Consider the following 19,122-nt stretch of genomic DNA (forward strand, 5'->3'; position numbering starts at 1 on the left):
GATCGTCGATCGTTCCGCTCCCTTATCGACCGGCTGGTCGGAATGTTTCCGATATGCTCGAATTTCGTGAGCCGCACGCGAAAACCCGGCCGGTACCCGGTCCGGTTCGGCACGGCCGAGCTCCTCCGCGACGCGGACCGCCCCAACGCGTGGCTGCTGTCGGTGGACGGGGTGGCCCAGTCCCACGTCGACCTGGACGACCCGGCGAGCCTGGAGTTCGACTACGTCCGCCGCTTCGCCGACGTCGTGGACCAGCTGCCCCCGGGCCCGCTGGACGCCCTACACATCGGTGGCGCGGCGTGCACGCTCCCGCGCTACGTGGCGGCAACGCGGCCCGGCTCGCGGCAGCTGGTGTTCGACGCCGACGGCGAGCTGGTGGAGCTGGTCCGCACCCAGCTGGGCCTGCGGATCCCGGGCGTCCGCGTCCGGGTGACCGACGGCCGCGAGGGCCTGGCCACCAGACGCGAGAACTCGGCCGACCTGCTGGTGGTGGACGCGTTCGAGCGAGCGACCCTGGCGGGCGGCCTGGCCACCCTGGAGGCGACGCGCGCGATCGCCCGGATCCTGCGCCCGCCGGGCATCTGCCTGGCCAACATCACGGACGGCTCGGGTCTCCCGTTCGCCCGCCGCTACCTGGCGACGCTGCGCGAGGTGTTCCCGCGGGTCCTGCTGCTGGCGGACCCGGCGGTGCTGAAGGGCCGCCGCTTCGGCAACCTGGTGTTCGCGGCCTCGGCAACCGACCTCCCGACGGCGCAGCTGGCACAGAGGGCGGCATCGGCGGCGTTCCCGTCGAGGTGCGTCGAGGGCGCGGAGTTGCGAAAACTGGCAGGCCGGGCAACCCCGATCACGGACGAGGACCGCCCACCACCGCCACAGCCCCCAGAGGACATCCTGGGCGTTTTCTGACCGCCACGCGGCCCCCAAGCCACCCGACGGCCACGGCAGCCCCCCAAGCCGCACCAACGGCACCGTGGGGGCTCCGGGGGCTCGGCCCCCGGGCAAAAGGACGAATCGAAGGCCCGGCGAGGGGGCGAAGCCCCGAGAGCCGGAGCCGAAAAGAAGGGGACCCCGCGCACCCGTCAGAGCCTGCTTATCCTTGCTGCCTTCCGGCCCTGGGGAGGTTCACAGGGTGGACGCCGCGCGGGGTCCGTCGCCAAGTGTAGCGGGCCCGGATCAGGTGCCCGCGCCCGCCTGGGCACGCGCCTTGCGGAACGTGTTGTGCAGGACCGCGAGCAGCGCGTCCCGCACCGACAGCTTCTGCCGCGCGTCGAACGTGATCAGCGGGACGTCCTCGCTCACCGCCAGCGCCCAGCGGACGTCGTCCAGGTCGTGCCCCAGGGAGCCGTCGAACATGTTGACCGCCACGACGAACGGCAGGCCCGCGTTCTCGAAGTAGTCGACCGCCGGGTAGCAGTCGTCCATGCGGCGGGTGTCCACGATCACCAGCGCGCCCAGGGCGCCGTGGACGAGGTCCTGCCACATGAAGCCGAAGCGGTCCTGGCCCGGCGTGCCGAACAGGTACAGCTTCACCTCTTCGTCGATCGTGATGCAGCCGAAGTCGAGCGCGACCGTCGTCGTGGTCTTGGCCGGGACGTGGCCCGTGCGGTCGACCGACGCCGCCACCGACGTGATCGCCGCTTCCGTGGTCAGCGGCTTGATCTCCGAGATGGACGACACCGCCGTCGTCTTGCCGACGCCGAAGCCGCCCGCGATGACGATCTTGACCGGAGCCGGCGGGCGGGCGCCCGGTTCAGTGAATGGCTTCGAGTCCACGAATGACCCTTTCGATCATGCCGAGGTCGTGCGAGTTGTGGTTCCCCGGCCGCCGGACGACGACGTAGCCCAGCTCCGCGAGGTCGGCCACCAGCACGCGCGCGACGCCGATGTGCAGGCCGAGCATGGCGGCCACCTCGGCGACGGACATGGTGCTGCGGCAGAGGGAGACGATTTCCTGCCGTTCGAAGGTGAGCTTCGGATGCGACGCGGCCCCGAGGCGGGACGTCATGACCTGGGCCTCGATTTCGAGGCTCTGGTCCACGGGCTGGGCGCGTCCCGAGGTCATCAGGTACGGCCGCAGCAGCGAGGTGTCCGGCTCCTCGCTCATCACGAACCCACGGTGTTCTTCAGTTCCTCGATCAGGCCGGGCGTGAGGACTTCGGTGGCGCGGTTGGCGAACATCGCCATCTCGTAGGCGATCGTGCCGAGGCTGGCCTGCTTGTTGGCCAGGACGCCGAGCGAGCAGCCGATGCTGATGGTGCAGACCAGCAGGTAGCCGTGCTCCAGCTCGATGATCACCTTGTCCGGCGAGCCGAGCGGGTGGCTTTCGGAGACGCCGTGGGCGAGGCCGAGCATGGCGGAGGAGATCGCGGCGAGGCGGTCGGCGTTGGACCGCTCGAGCTCCGACGACACCGCGATCAGGAGTCCGTCGGCCGAAACCGCGATGGCGGCGATCGCGCCCGCGGTGTGCTGCGCGAAGCGGCTCACCAGCCAGTTGAAGTTCTGGGCTTCGACGCTGACACCGGCTGCGGGGATGCTCATTTCCTGCTCTCTTCTGCTCGTTCCGTCACACGACCGGCGACCACGCCTTGCGGCGGGCTGTCTGCCGTCACCACGTCCGCCTTGGCGAGGCCGGCGGCGAACGCGTCGAACGCCGCTCGCTCGGCCGCCGGGTCCCGCCTGGTGCGGTTCACGACGGCTCGGGCGACCGGCCTGCCCGAGGCGGCCTGCTGGCGCAGGCCGGGGGCGAGCTGGGCTCCGGGGACGCGGCGGACCAGGCCGTCCCGGGACTGCGGAGCGGCCGGGATCCCGGCCGAGGGCGTGGCCGGGACGCGCACGGCACTTTCACGGGAAAGCGGCGGCTCGGCCGTCATCGCGGTGACTTCGGCGGCCTTCGCGAAGGCGCTCTGGAAGCCGTCCATCGCGGACTTGGTCGCCTCGGGGTCGTGCCGCGGCTTGAGGTCGGCCGTCACCGGCGCCGAAGTGCCGGGGCTGGGCAGCTGCGCGCCCCGGACGCGCCGCTTCAGGCCGCCACGGCTTTCCGGCTCTTCGGCGACCTTGACGTCCGGCTCGGCGTCCGGCCACACCGGCTCCAGCTGGTTGAACCAGCGGAACCCGGTGCCGGGCCCGAGCAGCGCCGGGATCGCCGGCGCGGGCAGCTCGACGGGCCGCAGATCGTCCAAAGTGGACACCGAAGCGGCCACGGCGGCGGCCTCCGCGGGCCGCGCGGTCGGCGGCGCGGACACCGTGGCCTGCACCGGGATCACCGGGGCCGGCTCGGCCTTCGCGCGCAGCCCCGAGCGGTGGCTGAACAGCGACGGCGGGATGGTCAGCCGCGCGGTCACGCCACCGGTCGTCGGCGTCGCCAGCAGTTCGACGCCCAGGTCGTGCCGCCGCGCCAGCCGGCCGACCACGAACAGGCCGAGCACGCTGGTCGGCGCCAGCTCCAGCCGTTCGCGTTCGACGAGCCGCTGGTTCTCCTCGGCGATCTTCTCGGCGGTCATGCCGATGCCGTGGTCGACGATGCTGACCAGGCACGAACCGTCGGCGAGGAACATCGTGTCCACCTCGACCAGCGACCCCGGCGGCGAGAACGACGTCGCGTTCTCCAGCAGTTCGGCGAACACGAGCACCAGGTCCGCGCCGAGGGCCGACGAAAGCAGGATCTCCCCGACGACGCCGAGCTTGACGCGCTGGTAGTCCTCGATCTCGGCGAGCGCGGACCGCAGGGCCGTGGACAGCTCGATCGGGCCGGCGATCCGGGTTTCGTCGCGGGTGCCGGAGACGACGAGCAGGTTGTCGGCGTTGCGGCGCAGGCGGGTGGACAGGTGGTCGAGCCGGTAGAGGCTGGCCAGCAGCCGGGTGTCCTGCTCGTTGCGCTCGACCTCGTCGATCAGGGCGAGCTGGCGGCCGACGAGGTTCTGCGTGCGCTTCGCGACGTTCGCGAACATCAGGCTGGTGTTGCGCCGGGTGAGCGCCTGCCGCTCGACCAGCTCGGCCGCGGTCGTCTGGACCCGGTTGAACGCCGCGGCCAGCTTGCCCAGCTCGTCGCCGGAGACGACGTCGATGGTGGCCAGCCGCGGGACCTGCGCCTCGGCCTCTTCGGTGTCGGTCACGCGGACGAGCTCGGTGCCGGCGAGGTCGGCGACCGACGTCGCCGCGGTGGTCAGCCGCCGCAGCGGCTGGGCGATCGAGCGGGACACCGCGACCGCCAGGAAGGCGACCAGCAGGAACAGCACGCCCGCGCCGAGGCCGACCAGCCACGCCAGCCGGGTGCCGGCGTCGGCGCGGCCGGTCGCCGCGTCGGCGATCTCGCCGGTGACCCGTTCCTGCACCAGCTTGCGCTGGCCCGCTTGGCTTTCCGCCGCGGTGAGCACGTCGGTGACGTACTGCGTGGTGGCGGCCGCGTCCCGCGGGTTGGCGACCTGCGCGGCGAGGTCCTCGATCCGGCGGCCGGCGTCGCTCTGCTCGACGTTGACGACCAGGGCGGCCTGCTCGCTGTCGGACTCGTCGTCGGCCTGCTGCACGAACCGGTCGGTGAAGATCGGCGCCTGCTGGGTCGCGTCGTCCAGGATGGGCCGGCCGGCTTCGGGCGCCACGGCCGTCACGATCAACGCCATGCCGCGCAACGAGTTCTCCTCGTTCGCGCGCAGCAGCGCCTCCAGCGCGGTCAGTTCCCTGGTGCCTTCGGCGTCGCTGGTGAGCTGGGGAACGAGCCACAGCGAATCGATCACCGCGCCGATCAGCGCGTGGTAGGTGCGCGCGACGCTGTCGAGCGCGACGCCGCGGCGCAGCGCGTTCTGCCGCAGCTCGTTCAGCGAGCCGATCCGGGTCAGGGCCGCGGACAGCTCGTCCGGCGCGTCGGACCCGAGCGACGAGCGCACGCTCTCGACCGCCGCGTCCACCGTCTTCTGCTGCTGCAGCACCTGGTCGGCCGACATCGACGGCGTCGCGACGAAGGCCCCGGTCAGCAGCCGCTCGCGCTGCAGCTGCCAGACGAGCCCGCCGAGCTGCTGCGCGTGGCGCGCCACCGTCGCCGACTGCGACGCGGCCACCGCGCTGCTCGCCTGGGTCAGCACGAACGGCACCGACACCAGCACCACCGCGACCAGCGGGGGCAGGAGCAGCAGGTTCAGCTTGCCGCGAATGCCGAGCCGGGCGAGAAGACCCCCGCCGGCGACCCGTTCCGCGCGCGCCCTGCCGTGCCTCATCCCCACACCTTCCCGTCTTCCGTTCTCACTCGACCGCGGCGACCCGGCTGACGTGGCCGCGGTGCTGCTCCCGGACGAGGTCCTCGATCCGGGCGCGCAGCGCGAGGAACGCAGGCTCGCGCTTCACCGCCAGGTCCCGCTCGGCCGGCAGCGTCACCTCGACGTCGGCGGCGATCCGGCCCGGGTCGGAGGCGAGCACCACGACCCGGCCGCCCAGGAACACCGCTTCCTCGACGTCGTGGGTGACCATCAGCACCGTGGTGCCGGTGTCGGCCCACACCTGGCGGATGAGCACCTGCATGTCCTCTTTGGTCTGGACGTCCAGGGCGCCGAAGGGTTCGTCGAGCAGCAGCACGTCCGGTTCGCAGGCGAGCGCCCGCGCGATCGCGACGCGCTGCTTCTGGCCGCCGGAAAGCTGTTTCGGCAGCGACTTGCGCACGGTGTCGAGCCCGGTTTCGGCGAGGTACCAGTCGACGCGCTTGGCGCGCTCGGCCGCGTCGAGCGAGAGCAGCTCGAGTCCGAACGCGACGTTCTTCTCGACACTGCGCCACGGGTACAGCGCGCCCGCCTGGAAGACGAGCCCGCGGTCCGGCCCGGGGCCGGTCACCGGGACGCCGTCGAGCACGATCTCGCCCTCGGTCGGCTGGTCGAGGCCGGCCACCAGCGAAAGCAGCGTCGACTTGCCCGAGCCGCTCGCGCCGACGACGCAGACGAACTCGCCGCGCAGCACTTCGAGGTCGACGCCGTCGAGCGCGCGCGTCACCTCTCCGCGGACGGTGTAGTCCTTCGCGACGTTCCGCAGTTCCAGCGTCATGCCGCCCACTTCCCGACCCGTGTGCGCAGCAGGCGCAGCAGGACATCGATGACGACCCCGGCGACCCCGATGAGCACGAGCACCGCGAAGATCTTGTCCGTCTGCAGGAACCGCTGCGCGCGGTTGATGCGGTAGCCGAGGCCCGCCGCCGAGTTGATCAGCTCCGCGACGACCACGAGGTTCCACGCCGCGGCGGCGTTGACCCGGATCGCGTCGATCATGCCCGGCAGGGCGTGCGGCACGACGACCTTGCGCAGCACCTCGCCGCGACGCGCGCCGAGCGTGTAGGAGACGTCGAGGAGCGAGCTCGGCACCCCGCGGACGACGTCGGCGGTCATCAGCGTGTTGAAGAAAACGGTGCCGATGAACAGCAGGGCCACCTTGGACGGCTCGCCCAGACCCAGCCAGATCAGCAGCAACGGGATGAACGCGCTCGCCGGCAGGTAGCGCAGCAACCCGATCAGCGGCTCGAAGAACGCCTGCCCGGCGGCGAAACCGCCCATCAGGATGCCGAGCGGGACCGAGATCAGCACCGCGAGGCCGAAGCCTTCGAGCACCCGCTCGGTCGTCGCCCAGAGGTCGGCGAAGAGCTCGCCGGTGCTCGCCATGTCCACCCCGGCCTTGAGGACCGCGGCCGGGGACGGCAGGTACGTCGAGTCGACGGCGCCGCTGGCGCTCAGCGTGATCCAGGCGAGGAGCGGGATCACGAACGACAGCACCGCCAGCGTCCAGCGGGCCGACGCGGAAATCGGCTTGCGCAAGGAGAACAGCGGTGACGTGGCCGGCTTGAGCCCGGCCCGCCGCGGCAGCGGCGCCCAGGCCGGGCGCCCCCGGCCGGACGCCTGCGCGTCCGCGAGCCGCTGCTCGGCCTCCAGTTCCCCGGCCAGCCGTTCGTCCGCCGTGCCCGGCGTGGTGGTGCGCTGGGTCGGACCCGTCACTGTGGCACGGCCTTCACGAACTGGTCGTCGAACAGCCCGTCCAGCGACGGCCGCTGCTGGGCCAGGCCGGTGCTGGTGATGAAGTCGATGATCTTGTTCGCCTGGAAGTCGAGGTGCTGCGGGGTGACACCCGGGGTGAACGCGTCGAGGTTCTGCTGGCGCGTGAAGATCGTGGTGCCCGCGTCGTAGGTCTTGTAGTCCGCCTCGGAGACGCCACCGCGCTTGGCCATGATCTTGATGGCCGCGTCCTTGTTGTTCTTGATCCAGGTCAGCGTTTCGTACCAGGTGTTGACCAGTGCCTGGACGTCCTTCGGGCGGTCCTTGACCAGCTTCTGCGACGTCACGAGGTGGTCCGGGATGGCGCCGGGGAACTCGGCCGACGAGGAGATCGCGCGGCTGCCCTGGCGCTCCAGCGCCGTCGAGGTGAACGGCGCGAACGCGGCGACCGCGTCGACCTGGCCGCTCTTGAACGCGGCGGCCGCGGCGTCGGTCGGGAGGTTGACCAGCTGGATGTCCTTTTCGGTCAGCTTCGCCTCCTGCAGCGCCAGCAGCAGCAGGTAGTGGTCGACGGCGCCCTGCTCGACGGCGACCTTCTTGCCCTTGAGGTCGGCGATGCTGGTGATGCCGTCCCGCGCGATGATCTTGTCGTTGCCGGTGGAGTTGTCGTTCACCAGCACGATCGACAGCTTGGCGCCGCCCGAGGCCGACGAGAGCGTGTCGTTGAGGGTCTGGCTGTTGGCGTCGATGGCTCCGCTGGCGAGCGCGTTGATGCTGTCGGTGTAGTTGTCGAACCACTTCAGGTCGACGTTCACGCCGTTCTTCGCGAACAGCCCCTGTTCCTGCGCCACCTGCCAGGGGAACCAGCCCGGCCAGGCGCTGAACCCGAGGGTGATCTTGCCGCCCGTGCCGGAGGCGTCGCTGTCGCTGCACCCGGAAAGCGCGGTGACGCCGGCGAGGGTCAGCAGAGTCAGGAGCACCGTCAGCAGACGGGGGCGGGAACGGGAAATCACAACGAACTCCAGGTTGCGGGGGAAGTGGAGTGGTGCCGTACCAAAGGGGGAATTGCGGTGCCCGGAACTACGATTGGTGACCACGAGGAGGCGGGTCGGGTCGAGCAGCGCCAACGCGCACGGTCATCGCTGCTCTCTTCCAGCCGCACCTGATCGGGTCATGGCAGAGAACGCGGACCGGGAGCACCCCAGGAACCCAGCACTCAGCGCACCGGGTCAGCCACCCCTTGTCCCTCTCCCGGCGGAGAGCCTAGCGAGTAGCACAAGATCCCCACAACGCCCGGCCAATGCATCCGAACGAGTGACCAACAACCGTGTCAACCAGCAACATCGACGGCCTCGAAGATCAAGTACGGCCGTGTTTCTGTCGGCCGCCCGGCCAAGATCAGGTCACGGCGAGATCGCCGAGCGCGTGCAGGTGCACGGGCCGTAGCTCCTCGTCGTTACATCGGCCCGCGATCATCACCGAGGGCCACGCGCGCCGGCCGAACAATCGTTCGGAATGCGCCGGTCAGCGGGATGGATTCGAACAGGTGTGCACCCCCGCGGGTACCGCGCCCGGCCGTCGCGCGCCGAATGATTCCGCGACTGTTAACACGCTTGAAACAATCGGGCGAATTTCGATCAATTGACAGATTTTGTGAGGTCGTAAATCGTCGTCCCGCCGACCGTCTGCGGCGTGAAGTTCTGTTCGACCCAGGCCTGGATCTCCCCCGAGGTCCCGCGGCCGCCGCCGAAGCCACCACGCCCGCCTGCGACGAAGTAATGGACATCGCCCGCCGCGACGTACTGCTCGAACTGCGCGAGCGTCGGCGCCGGGTCGCTGCCGCTGAAGCCGCCGATCGCGAGCACCGGCCGTCCGCTCGACAGGGCCAGCCCGGCCGACTGCATCGCGCCGCTCTGCGCGGCGGCCCACTTCGTCGTCGTGTTCTTCAGCAGGCCGATCACCGCCGCGTCGGTCTGCCCCTCGCCGAAGCCGCCGGGACCGCGGCCGAACCCGCGGCCGCTGGCGCCGGCCGGGCCGGATGACGGCGTCCCGCCCGAATGCGCGGTCGCCGCCGTGACGAGCGTGAACGACGTCGTCCCGAGCAGCGCGCCGCACAGGCCGAGCACGGCCACGACCGGGCCGAGCCGCCGCACGCGGTCGGCGCCGAAGAGCAGCGCGAGGACGGCCACCGCACTGAGCACGAGCAGCGCGTAGCGGATCCACGGCTGCCATTCCGGCGTCCGCGCGAGGAGCACGAACCCCCAGACGGCGGTCACCGCGAGCATCACCGCCAGCACCGCGCGGGCCGCGAAGTTCGCCCGGCCGCGCCAGAGCTCGCGCGCGGAAATCCCCAGCGTGCCGGCGATCCCGGGCGCCAGCGCGACCGTGTAGTACGGGTGGATGATGCCGCTCATGTAGCTGAACACGAGCACCGTGACGACCAGCCAGCCGCCCCAGAGCAGCAAAGCCGCGCGCGTCCGGTCGGTGCGCGGCGCCCGGCGCGTGAACCACAGGCCGGCGACCAGGCCGACGACCGCGGCGGGCAGCAGCCACGACGCTTCCCCGCCGAACTCGCCGCCGAACAGCCGCGTCAGGCCGGTCTGGCCGCCGAAGCCACCGAAGCCGCGGCCGCCGCCTCCGGACGGCGGGCCGAACGTCCCGCCGCCGCGGCTTTCACCGAAGATGCGGCCGAGGCCGTTGTAGCCGAAAGCCAGCTCCAGCACGGTGTTGTCGGTCGACCCGCTGATGTAGGGCCGGTCGGCGACCGGCCACAGCGCGACGATCACGATCCACCAGCCCGCGGCCACGAGCACCGCGCCGGCCGCGGCGAACAGCTGCCCGATCCGGCGCCCGAGCGACGTCGGCGCCGCGACGGCGTACGCCAGCACGAAGGCGGGCAGGACGAGGAAGGCCTGCAGCATCTTGTCGAGGAAGCCGAACCCGACCGCGACGCCGGCGAGCAGCAGCCACTTCGTGCTCGCGTGCTCGAGCGCCCGCACGACGCAGTACCCGCCGGCGACGAGCAGCAGCACCAGGAAGGCGTCGGGGTTGTCGTAGCGGAACATGAGCGCGGCGACCGGTGTCAGCGCGAGGGCGGCCCCGGCGAGCAAGCCGGCGCCGGGCCCCGAAAGCCGGCGCACGGCGAGGTACAGCAGGCCCACCGACGCGACACCGGCGAGCGCGTTCGGCACGAGCAGGCTCCAGCTCGAGAAGCCGAAGATCCGTCCGGAGAGTCCCATGATCCACAGGGAGAACGGCGGTTTGTCCACGGTGACGACGTTGCCCGGGTCGAGCGAGCCGAAGAACAGCGCCTTCCAGCTCCACGTGCCGGCCTGGGCGGCCATCGCGTAGAAGTCGTTGGCCCAGCCCGTCTTCGCCAGGTCCCACAGGTAGAGCAGGCCGGTGCCGGCGAGCAGCGCGGCGACGGAAGGCCTGATCCACCGCGGTTTCCGGGCGGGCGCGGGTGCGGGCTGGGCGTGTTCGGGCGCCGACAGCGTGGTCGTCATGATCCTCACCGTGTCGGCGCCGCATGTGGTGAACTTGTGCCGAAGCTGTGCGCCGGCTGTGCATCCGGCCTGATCGGGTGATCAGCCCGCGGCCTCCGGGAAGGTGACCTCGAACTCCGTGCGCCCCGGCCGGCTCTGCACACCGACCCGGCCGCCGTGCGCGCCGACCACCGCGGCCACGATCGCCAGCCCGAGCCCGGTGCTGCCCGCCGCCCGCGAACGGGAGTTGTCGCCACGGGCGAAGCGCTCGAAGATGTCCGGGAGGACGTCCGGCGGGATGCCGGGGCCGTCGTCGGCCACGCGGAGCCGGACGACTCCGTCCGAAGTGGACAAACTGGTCGTGACCGTGGTGCCCGCCGGGGTGTGCGTGCGCGCGTTGGCCAGGACGTTGATCACGACCTGGTGCAGCTGGCCCGCGTCGCCGAGGACGCCGATCGGCTCGCCGGGGACGTCCATCAGCCACTTGTGGTCCGGACCCGCGACGTGCGCGTCCGCGACCGCGTCGGCCACCAGCCGGCACAGGTCCACCCACTCGTGCACCACCGGACGGCCGGAGTCCAGCCGCGCGAGCAGCAGCAGGTCCTCCACCAGCGTCGTCATCCGGCGCGACTCGGACTCGACCCGGCTCATCGCGAACGCGACGTCCGGCGGCACCTGCTCGCCGCTGCGCCGGGTCAGCTCGGCGTAGCCGCGGATCGCCGCCAGCGGCGTGCGCAGCTCGTGGCTCGCGTCCGCGACGAACTGGCGGACGCGCTTCTCGCTCGCGTGCCGCGCGTTCAAGGCGTTCGCGATGTGCTGCAGCATCCGGTTGAGCGCCGAGCCGACCTTGCCGACCTCGGTGTTCGAGTCCGTGTCGGCCTCCGGGACGCGTTCGGACAGCGCGACCTCGCCGCGGTCGAGCGGCAGTTCCGAGACGCGGGTCGCGGTCGCGGCCAGCCGGTCGAGCGGCTTCATCGTGCGGCGGATCGTGGCCGCGCCGACCGCGCCCGCCACCAGGATCCCGGCGAGCGCGACGCCGCCGAGGATGAACCCCAGCCGCCACAGCGTCTCGTTGACGTCCTTGAGCGGCAGGCCGATGACGGTCTTCTCGCCGCTGCGCGACGTCGTCGACACGACGCGGTAGTCGCCGAGGCTGCCGCCGAGGTCGATGGTGCGCTGCTTCCCGTCCGACGGGAGCGCCAGCAGGGCCAGGACCTGGCTCGGCTCCACGGTCTTGACGGGCGACCTCCGCTTCGACGGCCCGCCCACGCTGGAGTCGAGGACGCCCGCCTTCGCCTCCGAGCCGGTTTGGACGACGGCGAGGGTGCCTTCGCCCTGGCCGAGCACGCGCAGCGGATCCGGCGGCGGGGCTTCGCCGTAGGTCCAGGGCGGCGGCCGTTCGCCGCTGTGCGACGCGCGGTCGCTCGCCGCGGCGAGCCGCTTGTCCTGCTGGCCGACGAGGAACTCGCTGAGCGCGAACTCCGTGACCACGCCGACGACCAGGCACACCAGGGCGAGCAGCGCAGCGAGCTGGACGATCAGCCGCCGCCGTAGCGACCACGGCCGCCGCGTCCGGACCGGGCCCGGCTCAGCCGGCGGGCTTGAGGACATACCCGGCGCCCCGCATGGTGTGGATCATCGGCTCGCGGTCGGCGTCGATCTTCTTGCGGAGGTAGGAGATGTAGAGCTCGACGATGTTGGCCTGACCGCCGAAGTCGTAGCTCCACACGCGGTCCAGGATCTGGGCCTTCGACAGCACCCGCTTCGGGTTGCGCATGAGGTAGCGCAGCAGCTCGAACTCGGTCGCGGTCAGCGGCACCAGGTCGCCGCCTCGGTGAACTTCGCGGCTGTCCTCGTCGAGGGTGAGGTCACCGACGACGAGCGTCGACCCGCTCGCACCGGTCACGCCGCCGGCCCGGCGCAGCAGGGCGCGCAGCCGCAGGGCGACCTCTTCGAGGCTGAAGGGCTTGGTGACGTAGTCGTCGCCGCCCGCGGTGAGCCCGGCGATGCGGTCCTCGACCGCGTCCTTCGCCGTCAGGAACAGCACCGGCAGGTTCGGCGCCTCGGCGCGCATGCGGCGCAGGACCTCGAGACCGCTGAAGTCGGGGAGCATGACGTCGAGGACGACGGCGTCGGGCCGGAAGTCGCGCGCGATCCGGACGGCCTCGGTGCCGTCGCCCGCGCTGCGCACCTCCCAGCCCTCCATGCGCAGGGCCATCGAGACGAGCTCGGCCAGCGTCGCCTCGTCGTCGACGACGAGGACCCGCACCGCGCTCCCGTCGGCGCGGCGCAGGTCGGCCTTGCCGGGGCCGGGTGACGTGGCGTTCATAGCGGTCATGGTGCCATCTTCTCGGCGGGTCTTCAGTAGTCGCTGTGCGGTGACTGTGCGTTTCCTGTGAAGGTTCGATCTTTCGAGGCACAGCACCCGCTGACGCTTCGCACAGCTCGCACACAGCGTCGGCGACGAATCTGGGCAGGACCAGTCTGGCCCTACCGGAGGACACGATGACGACCGAGCCGACGCCGAACACGCCGCCCCAGGGCGAGCCGGCACCCGCCGCGAACACCCCCGCCTGGGGCGAACCGGCCCCGGCCGCGGCGAACTGGGGCGACCCCGCGGCCGCCCCGCCCAAGAAGGGCTGGTCCGGCAAGAAGACGGCCATCGCGGCGGGCATCGCGGTGGTGATCGCGGCCGGCGGCGGCGCGGCGATCTGGGCGGGCACGAGCAGCGCGGACAACAGCGCCCAGCAGGGCCCGGGTGGCTTCGGCGGCCCGGGCGGCGGCCCCAACGGCCGGTTCAACGGCCAGGGCATGCCGGGCGGCGGCTTCGGCGGCGGCATGGCAGCACTGCGAGAAGCCCTGCACGGCGACTTCGTGGTGTCGAACGGCAGCGGCGGCTACACGACGGAGCGCCTCCAGACGGGCGACGTCACCGAGCTGAGCGCGACATCGGTGACGCTGACCAGCAAGGACGGCTACAAGCAGACGTACACCCTGGACAGTTCGACCCAGAAGACGGGCGACGTCAAGCAGGGCGACACGAACGTGACGGTGGTGGCCAAGGTCGAAGGCCAGACCGCAACGGCGACGTCGCTGGGCCAGGCCCTGCAGGGCCAGCGCCAGCCAGGCCAGCGCCGCGGCGGCGACTACTCGGCCCGCCCGACGAACTGACGCACGTTCCGGGGATGAGAGCAAGCCCCTTCATCCGTCGACCCTCCTTCCAGGGAGCGTCCCGATGCCGGCGTACCCCTCCCGCCGCATCGGGGCGTTCCCGCCCACCCCCTTGCCTTCTTGCGGCAGAGTTGCGGGTGTGTACGACATCAGCGGGTCCCTGCGGCGCCAGTCGTTGCTGGTCGCGCTGGTCTGCGTCGTCTGCGACGGGGCGCTTTTCGCCCTTCGGGGGCCGCTCGGCGAGGCCGGGTGGCGGGCCTGGGTGGTGCTGCTCGCCGGGATCGCCGTCAACGCCGCCCTCGCCGGGCCCGCGCGGTACTCCGGCTGGGTGGCTCTCGCGCACGCCGTCCTCTTCGCCGGCGGGCCGCTGCTGCTGGGGCACGTCTCCGGCGCCGAGATCGGGGACAACGCCGGCATCCTCATCGCCGGCTACCGGGCGGGCGCGTGGTTGCGGCCGAAGCCGTCGGCGCTCGCCCTGTTCGCGCTGCTCGCCGGGGTGACGGCGGGCTGCCTCGAGATCGGCAAGGGCGGCTCGGACTGGCGGCTGATCGCGATCAACGTCGGCGTCAGCGCGCTCCTGCCGTGGCTGGTCGGCCGGTACACGACCGCGCGCCGCGCCTACATCGCCGACCTCGAACGCGAAGCCGACGAACGCCGCCAGCACGAGGAAGAGGCCGTCCGCCGGGCCGTCCTCGAGGAGCGGACGACCATCGCGCGCGACCTCCACGACGTCATCTCCCACCACGTCAGCGCCATCGGCGTGCACGCCGGCGCCGCGCGGCTCGGCCTGCCCGACGGCGCCGAGCCGGTGCGGAAGTCGCTCGGCGCGGTCGAGTCCGCGAGCCGCTCGGCGATGGCCGACCTGCGGCGCCTGCTCGACCTCCTGCACGCGGAGACCAACGCCGAACAGCCCGGTCTCGACAACCTCGACGAGCTGGTCGAGACCGTCCGCGCGGCCGGCCTGCCGACCCGCCTCGCCCTGCGCGGCGAACCCCGCGAGCTGCCCGGCTCGCTCGACGTCGCCCTCTACCGGATCGCGCAGGAAGCCCTGACCAACGCGCTGCGCCACGGCGAAGGCCCGGTCGAGGTGGAGCTGAACCACGGCCGCACCGAAGTCGTCCTCACGGTGACGAACGGGCTCCGCGCCGGCCGCGCCGAAGAGAACGAGCACGCGCACCGCGGCCTGACGGGGATCCGCCAGCGCGTCACCCTGTTCGGCGGCCAGGTCTCCTACGGCGAGAACGGCGAGCACTGGCAGCTGCGCACGACCTTCCCGGTGGAGAGCACATGATCCGCGTCCTGCTGGCCGACGACCACGCGATGTTCCGCTCCGGGATGCGCGCGCTCCTCGACACCCAGCCCGACTTCACCTGCGTCGGCGAGGCTTCCGACGGCCGCGAAGCCGTCGCCGAGACGGCCCGCCTCCGCCCGGACGTCGCGGTCCTCGACGTCCGCATGCCCCGCCTCGACGGCCTCGCCGCGACCGAGGCGATCCTGGCCGCGCCGGGCAACGACACCCGCGTCCTCGTGCTCACGACCTACGACGCCGACGAGTACGTCTACCGCGCGCTGCGGGCCGGGGCGAGCGGGTTCCTGCTGAAGAGCCTGGCGCCGGAGGAACTCGTCGCGGCGATGCGGGTGGCCGCGCGCGGGGACGCGCTGATCGACCCGTCGGTCACCCGGCGGCTCGTGGCGAAGTTCGCGGCGGTGCTCGAACCCGCGGCCACCGAGCCACCCGAGCTGGCCCGGCTCACCTCCCGCGAACGCGAAGTCCTGCTGCTGATCGCCAACGCGTGCAGCAACGCGGAGATCGCGCGGCAGCTGCACGTCGGCGAGGAGACGGTCAAGACGCACGTGTCCCGCGTGCTGAGCAAGCTCGGGCTGCCCGATCGCGTGCACGCCGTCGTCTACGCCTACAAGCACAAACTCGTCCCGGACGAGCACCCTGCCTAGACTGGGGCGATGAGGCGGTGGATCACGTTCGCGGTCGGGGTCGTGCTCGTGCTGGTCGGCGCCGTGTGGGTGCTGCAGGGCATCGGGGTCATCACCGGCAGCTTCATGACGGGCCAGAAGCTGTGGTTCCTGATCGGGCTGGTCGCGTTCCTGGTCGGGGTCGTGCTGGTCGCGGCGAACCTGACGCGGCGCAAACCCACGCCGTGAGGACCCACCCCGCTACTTCGTGAAGATCTCGAAGATCGGGTAGCCCGGCGCGATCTCGCGCAGCTTCTCGTCGGACGCCTTCGCGTCGACGCCGTCGAAGAACACGCCGACCTCGAACTTCCAGCGCTTGAGGTACGCGCGGAGGATCCCCGGCTTCTCGTCGTCGACGAGCTCGCGGAAGGTGAACTCCTCGACGCGGCGCCCGACGCGCAGCGTGCCCTGGCCGGCGGCCCGCAGGTTGCGCACCCACTGCGTCTCGCCGCGCGGGGCGACGAGGTAGCGCACGCCGTCGACGGTCAGCAGGTTCACCGGCACCGACCGCGGCTCGCCGCTCTTGCGCCCGACGACGGTCAGCACCCGGCTGCCCCACACGCTGAAGCCCATCCGAGTCAGCTTCGCGACGGCCTCGTTGAACGCGTTGGTGGACTTCTTCGGCTCGATGTAGCGGGCGGCGGTCATGGTGTCCTCCGAAGTTCTGGGAGAGCAGTGCTCTCGGTTAAGAGCAGTGAACACCCTTGAGAGCGCCGCTGTCAAGAGCAGTGCTCTCGATTTTGTGCAGCGCTCTCGTCATGGCACACTGATCCGCATGACCGCGACCCGGACCGCGCGCGAACGAGCCCGCGCCGAACTGACCCAGGAGATCAAGGACGAAGCCCGCCGCCAGCTCGCCGAGGTCGGCGCGCACGGGCTTTCGCTGCGCGCGGTGGCGCGGGAGCTGGGCATGGTGTCGTCCGCGCTGTACCGGTACTTCCCGAGCCGGGACCGGCTGCTGACCGACCTGATCGTCGACGCCTACAACGCGATCGGCGAGGCGGCCGAGAACGCCGACCCCGGCGAAGGCAAGCCCCGCGACCGGTGGCTCGCGATCTGGCAGGCGACGCGCGAGTGGGCCCGCGCGCACCCGCACGAGTACGCGCTGATCTACGGCTCACCGATCCCCGGGTACTCGGCGCCGCAGGACACCGTCGCGCCGGCCGGGCGCGTCGCGCTCGCCCTGGTCAAGGTGCTCACGCACACCGAACTGCGCGCGGTCGACGGCGACGTCGCACCCGAGCTGCGCGCCCAGGCCGAGACGCTCACGAAGGTCCTCGGGATCGTCGCCGGGCCCGAGACCGTGGCCCGGCTGATCATGGCGTGGACCCAGCTGTTCGGCGCGATCAACTTCGACCTGTTCGGCCAGTACGTCGGCAGCGTCGACCCGGCCGACGCGTTCTTCGCCCACTCGGCGATGCGGATGGCGGAGTTCGTGGGCCTCTAGGCGGTACCGTCACGCGCGAGAGAGACCGACAGCGGAAGGCGGGCGCGAAGTGACGGGGTGGGCCGGGAAGGTCGGCAGGATCCGGGTGATCGGGACCGGGGTGATGGGCCGCGGGATCGTCCAGCTCGCCGCGACCGCGGGGGTGACCGTCGAGCTGGCCGACGTCCGGCGCGAGGCCGTCGCCGAAGCGATCGAGTACGTCGGCGGGATGGTCGACAAGCTGGCGTCGAAGGGCAAGCTGACCGAGGACGCGCAGGTGGTCAAGGACCGGCTGGTGGCCGTGGACGCGCCCGACGCCCCGGCGGACGGCGTCGACCTCGTCGTCGAAGCCGTGCGGGAAGACCTCGCGACCAAGCGGGCCCTGTTCGCCGGCCTCGAGCGGGTCTGTCCACAAGAGACGATCTTCGCGACGAACACCAGCTCGCTCTCGGTCACCGAGATCGCCGCCGAGCTGGCCGAACCCGGCCGGCTGGTCGGGCTGCACTTCTTCAACCCGGTGCCGCTGATGCGCCTGGTCGAGGTGGTCCCGGGCACGCGCACGCACGACTGGCTGCCCGCCGAGGCGCTCGAACTGGTCCGCGGCTGGGGCCACGAGCCGGTGCTGGCGAAGGACGCGCCGGGCTTCCTCGTCAACCACGCCGGCCGCGGCCTCAACACCGAGGCGCTGCAGATCCTCTCGGAGGCGCTCGCCGAGCCCGCCGACGTCGACCGCGTCGCGCGGGACGTGCTCGGCCTGAAGCTCGGGCCGTTCGAACTGCTCGACCTCACCGGGCTCGACGTCTCGCACGCGGTGCTCGAAAGCATCTGGAGCGGCTTCCACGGCGACCCGCGGCTGCGGCCGTCGTGGCTGACCCGGCCGCGCGTCGCCGCCGGCCTGTTCGGCCGCAAGAACGGCGAAGGCTTTTACCGCTACGACAACGGGAAGCAGCAGGTCGCCGACGAGCCGGAAGCACCGCCGAGGCCGACGAGCCCGGTGTTCACGGCGGACGAGCACCTCGCGCGCACGCTCGCGGCGGCCGGCGTGCAGGTCGTGCCGGACGCCTACCCCGACGCGGTCCTGCTCGTCCCGCTCTACGGCGAGTCCACGGTGGACGCCGCGACCCGCGCCGGGCTGCGCCTCGACCGGGTCGCCGGCGTCGATCCCCTCGGGGGCTACGAACGGCGCCTGACGATGTCCGTCCACCCGGGACTCGACCCGGTGGTGGGCCGCGCGGCGTGGGGCGCGCTGGCCGCGACCGGCCACCCGGTGACGGTCGTCCGCGACGGCCCGGCCCCGATCGCCCAGCGCCTCCTGGCCTCGATCGTCAACACGGCGTGCTTCATCGCGGGTCAGCACCTCGCGACGCCGGCCGACATCGACACGGCGGTCCGGCTCGGCCTCGGCTACCCCCGCGGCCCGCTGGCCTGGGGCGACCTCGTCGGCGGCGACGTGGTGCTGCGGATCCTGCGCGGACTGGCCGCGTCCACCGGGGACCCGCGGTACCGGCCGAGCCCGTGGCTCACCGAGCGCGTCGCCCTCGGGCTGCCGCTGGCGTCGGCCGGGACCACGCCGGCGGACCTGACGGTCACCGGATGACCTGGACCTCGTCACCCTTGTCCAGCGCGGAGAAGAACTTCAGCGACGCCGCGGCCGAAAGGTGCACGCAGCCGTTCGAGTACTTGGCCAGGCTGCCCTGGTGGAACGCGACGCCGTTGTAGAAGAACACGGAGTTCGGCATCGGCGCGTTGTCGAATTCGCGGCTGAGGTGCAGCTTCTCCTTGGCGAGCACGTGCCACGTGCCGACCGGGGTGGTGCTGCCCTTCTTGCCGGGCATGATCTTCACCGGGCCGTAGACGATCTTGCCGTCGTCGAGCAGCCAGGCCTGCTTCCCCGAAAGGGAAACGCACGCCTTCGCGGTGATCGTGCACGGAACACCGGGCGCCACCGTCGGCTTGCTGTCCGAAGTGGACGGTGTGGCCGGGGCGGCCGAAGTGGGCGACGGCGTCCCCGCCGCCAGCCGGACGTCGGCGGTCTGACCGGCCGAACAGGCCGTCAGCACCGCCGCGACGGCCAAAGTGGACAGTGCGGCCAGCGCGCGCCGAATACGCATGT

General features: G+C 71.9%; 19 protein-coding genes and 1 other RNA gene. 7 read left to right on the plus strand and 13 right to left on the minus strand.

All coding sequences use genetic code 11. The annotated features are described in order from the left end of the window. Window positions 1-42 precede the first annotated feature (42 nt). Window positions 43-906 (plus strand): spermidine synthase, encoded by an 864-nt coding sequence (locus ACWEN0_RS06505; protein WP_451969471.1) that lies wholly within the window; start codon window positions 43-45, stop codon window positions 904-906. Window positions 907-1,057: 151 nt separating this feature from the next. Here ACWEN0_RS06505 and ffs read toward each other — a convergent pair. The 11 genes from ffs to ACWEN0_RS06560 all read right to left on the minus strand — a co-directional run bounded on the left by ffs (window position 1,058) and on the right by ACWEN0_RS06560 (window position 12,779). Continuing rightward, an RNA gene (ffs, locus tag ACWEN0_RS06510) (signal recognition particle sRNA small type) lies at window positions 1,058-1,152 on the minus strand. 21 nt (window positions 1,153-1,173) lie between these two features. Beyond that, window positions 1,174-1,773, minus strand: a complete 600-nt coding sequence (locus ACWEN0_RS06515; RefSeq protein WP_451969473.1) for a GTP-binding protein — start codon at window positions 1,771-1,773, stop codon at window positions 1,174-1,176. After that, the gene (locus ACWEN0_RS06520; protein WP_451969894.1) at window positions 1,751-2,104 is read right to left on the minus strand and encodes a DUF742 domain-containing protein; all 354 of its coding nucleotides are present in this window, start codon (window positions 2,102-2,104) and stop codon (window positions 1,751-1,753) included. The genes ACWEN0_RS06515 and ACWEN0_RS06520 overlap by 23 nt, the downstream gene beginning before the upstream one ends. Further along, the gene (locus tag ACWEN0_RS06525) at window positions 2,104-2,538 is read right to left on the minus strand and encodes a roadblock/LC7 domain-containing protein (RefSeq protein ID WP_364378792.1); all 435 of its coding nucleotides are present in this window, start codon (window positions 2,536-2,538) and stop codon (window positions 2,104-2,106) included. Before ACWEN0_RS06525 ends, ACWEN0_RS06520 begins: the two co-directional genes overlap by 1 nt. Beyond that, window positions 2,535-5,207 (minus strand): nitrate- and nitrite sensing domain-containing protein, encoded by a 2,673-nt coding sequence (locus ACWEN0_RS06530; RefSeq protein WP_451969475.1) that lies wholly within the window; start codon window positions 5,205-5,207, stop codon window positions 2,535-2,537. Before ACWEN0_RS06530 ends, ACWEN0_RS06525 begins: the two co-directional genes overlap by 4 nt. Window positions 5,208-5,232: 25 nt before the next feature. Further along, window positions 5,233-6,021, minus strand: a complete 789-nt coding sequence (locus tag ACWEN0_RS06535) for an ABC transporter ATP-binding protein (protein WP_451969477.1) — start codon at window positions 6,019-6,021, stop codon at window positions 5,233-5,235. After that, window positions 6,018-6,959 (minus strand): ABC transporter permease, encoded by a 942-nt coding sequence (locus tag ACWEN0_RS06540; protein WP_451969479.1) that lies wholly within the window; start codon window positions 6,957-6,959, stop codon window positions 6,018-6,020. The genes ACWEN0_RS06535 and ACWEN0_RS06540 overlap by 4 nt, the downstream gene beginning before the upstream one ends. After that, window positions 6,956-7,969, minus strand: coding sequence for an ABC transporter substrate-binding protein (locus tag ACWEN0_RS06545; RefSeq protein ID WP_451969481.1), 1,014 nt, complete (start codon window positions 7,967-7,969; stop codon window positions 6,956-6,958). Before ACWEN0_RS06545 ends, ACWEN0_RS06540 begins: the two co-directional genes overlap by 4 nt. 624 nt (window positions 7,970-8,593) lie before the next feature. After that, window positions 8,594-10,462, minus strand: a complete 1,869-nt coding sequence (locus ACWEN0_RS06550) for a glycosyltransferase family 39 protein (protein ID WP_451969483.1) — start codon at window positions 10,460-10,462, stop codon at window positions 8,594-8,596. Window positions 10,463-10,543: 81 nt separating this feature from the next. Then, complete coding sequence (locus tag ACWEN0_RS06555) at window positions 10,544-12,052, minus strand: sensor histidine kinase (protein ID WP_451969485.1); 1,509 nt, start codon at window positions 12,050-12,052, stop codon at window positions 10,544-10,546. Beyond that, complete coding sequence (locus ACWEN0_RS06560; RefSeq protein WP_451969487.1) at window positions 12,030-12,779, minus strand: response regulator transcription factor; 750 nt, start codon at window positions 12,777-12,779, stop codon at window positions 12,030-12,032. The genes ACWEN0_RS06555 and ACWEN0_RS06560 overlap by 23 nt, the downstream gene beginning before the upstream one ends. 167 nt (window positions 12,780-12,946) lie before the next feature. On the opposite strand from ACWEN0_RS06560, the gene ACWEN0_RS06565 reads away from it, so the two are divergent. The 4 genes from ACWEN0_RS06565 (at window position 12,947) to ACWEN0_RS06580 (ending at window position 15,772) form a co-directional block, all read left to right on the plus strand. Next, window positions 12,947-13,612, plus strand: coding sequence for a hypothetical protein (locus ACWEN0_RS06565; RefSeq protein WP_451969489.1), 666 nt, complete (start codon window positions 12,947-12,949; stop codon window positions 13,610-13,612). 139 nt (window positions 13,613-13,751) lie between these two features. After that, window positions 13,752-14,903 carry a sensor histidine kinase gene (locus tag ACWEN0_RS06570; RefSeq protein ID WP_451969491.1) on the plus strand — a complete coding sequence of 384 codons (1,152 nt, stop codon included), beginning with the start codon at window positions 13,752-13,754 and terminating at the stop codon, window positions 14,901-14,903. Next, window positions 14,900-15,565 (plus strand): response regulator, encoded by a 666-nt coding sequence (locus ACWEN0_RS06575; protein WP_451969493.1) that lies wholly within the window; start codon window positions 14,900-14,902, stop codon window positions 15,563-15,565. The genes ACWEN0_RS06570 and ACWEN0_RS06575 overlap by 4 nt, the downstream gene beginning before the upstream one ends. Before the next feature lie 9 nt (window positions 15,566-15,574). Further along, window positions 15,575-15,772: a hypothetical protein gene (locus tag ACWEN0_RS06580; RefSeq protein ID WP_451969495.1), complete on the plus strand. Its 198-nt coding sequence runs from the start codon at window positions 15,575-15,577 to the stop codon at window positions 15,770-15,772. Window positions 15,773-15,784: 12 nt separating this feature from the next. Here the strand turns inward: ACWEN0_RS06580 and ACWEN0_RS06585 are convergent, their stop codons facing one another. Next, window positions 15,785-16,231, minus strand: a complete 447-nt coding sequence (locus ACWEN0_RS06585; protein ID WP_451969497.1) for a nitroreductase family deazaflavin-dependent oxidoreductase — start codon at window positions 16,229-16,231, stop codon at window positions 15,785-15,787. 127 nt (window positions 16,232-16,358) lie between these two features. Between ACWEN0_RS06585 and ACWEN0_RS06590 the strand changes: the two genes are divergently transcribed. Both ACWEN0_RS06590 and ACWEN0_RS06595 read left to right on the plus strand, forming a co-directional pair. After that, the gene (locus ACWEN0_RS06590; RefSeq protein ID WP_451969499.1) at window positions 16,359-17,030 is read left to right on the plus strand and encodes a TetR/AcrR family transcriptional regulator; all 672 of its coding nucleotides are present in this window, start codon (window positions 16,359-16,361) and stop codon (window positions 17,028-17,030) included. A 49-nt stretch (window positions 17,031-17,079) separates the two neighbouring features. Next, window positions 17,080-18,606: a 3-hydroxyacyl-CoA dehydrogenase gene (locus ACWEN0_RS06595; protein ID WP_451969501.1), complete on the plus strand. Its 1,527-nt coding sequence runs from the start codon at window positions 17,080-17,082 to the stop codon at window positions 18,604-18,606. Here ACWEN0_RS06595 and ACWEN0_RS06600 read toward each other — a convergent pair. Further along, entirely contained in the window at window positions 18,596-19,120 is a 525-nt protein-coding gene (locus ACWEN0_RS06600) for a L,D-transpeptidase family protein (protein ID WP_451969503.1), read from the minus strand. The two genes, ACWEN0_RS06595 and ACWEN0_RS06600, sit on opposite strands and share 11 nt — an antisense overlap. Between the last annotated feature and the right edge of the window lie 2 nt (window positions 19,121-19,122).

Source organism: Amycolatopsis sp. NPDC004378 (assembly GCF_053602455.1).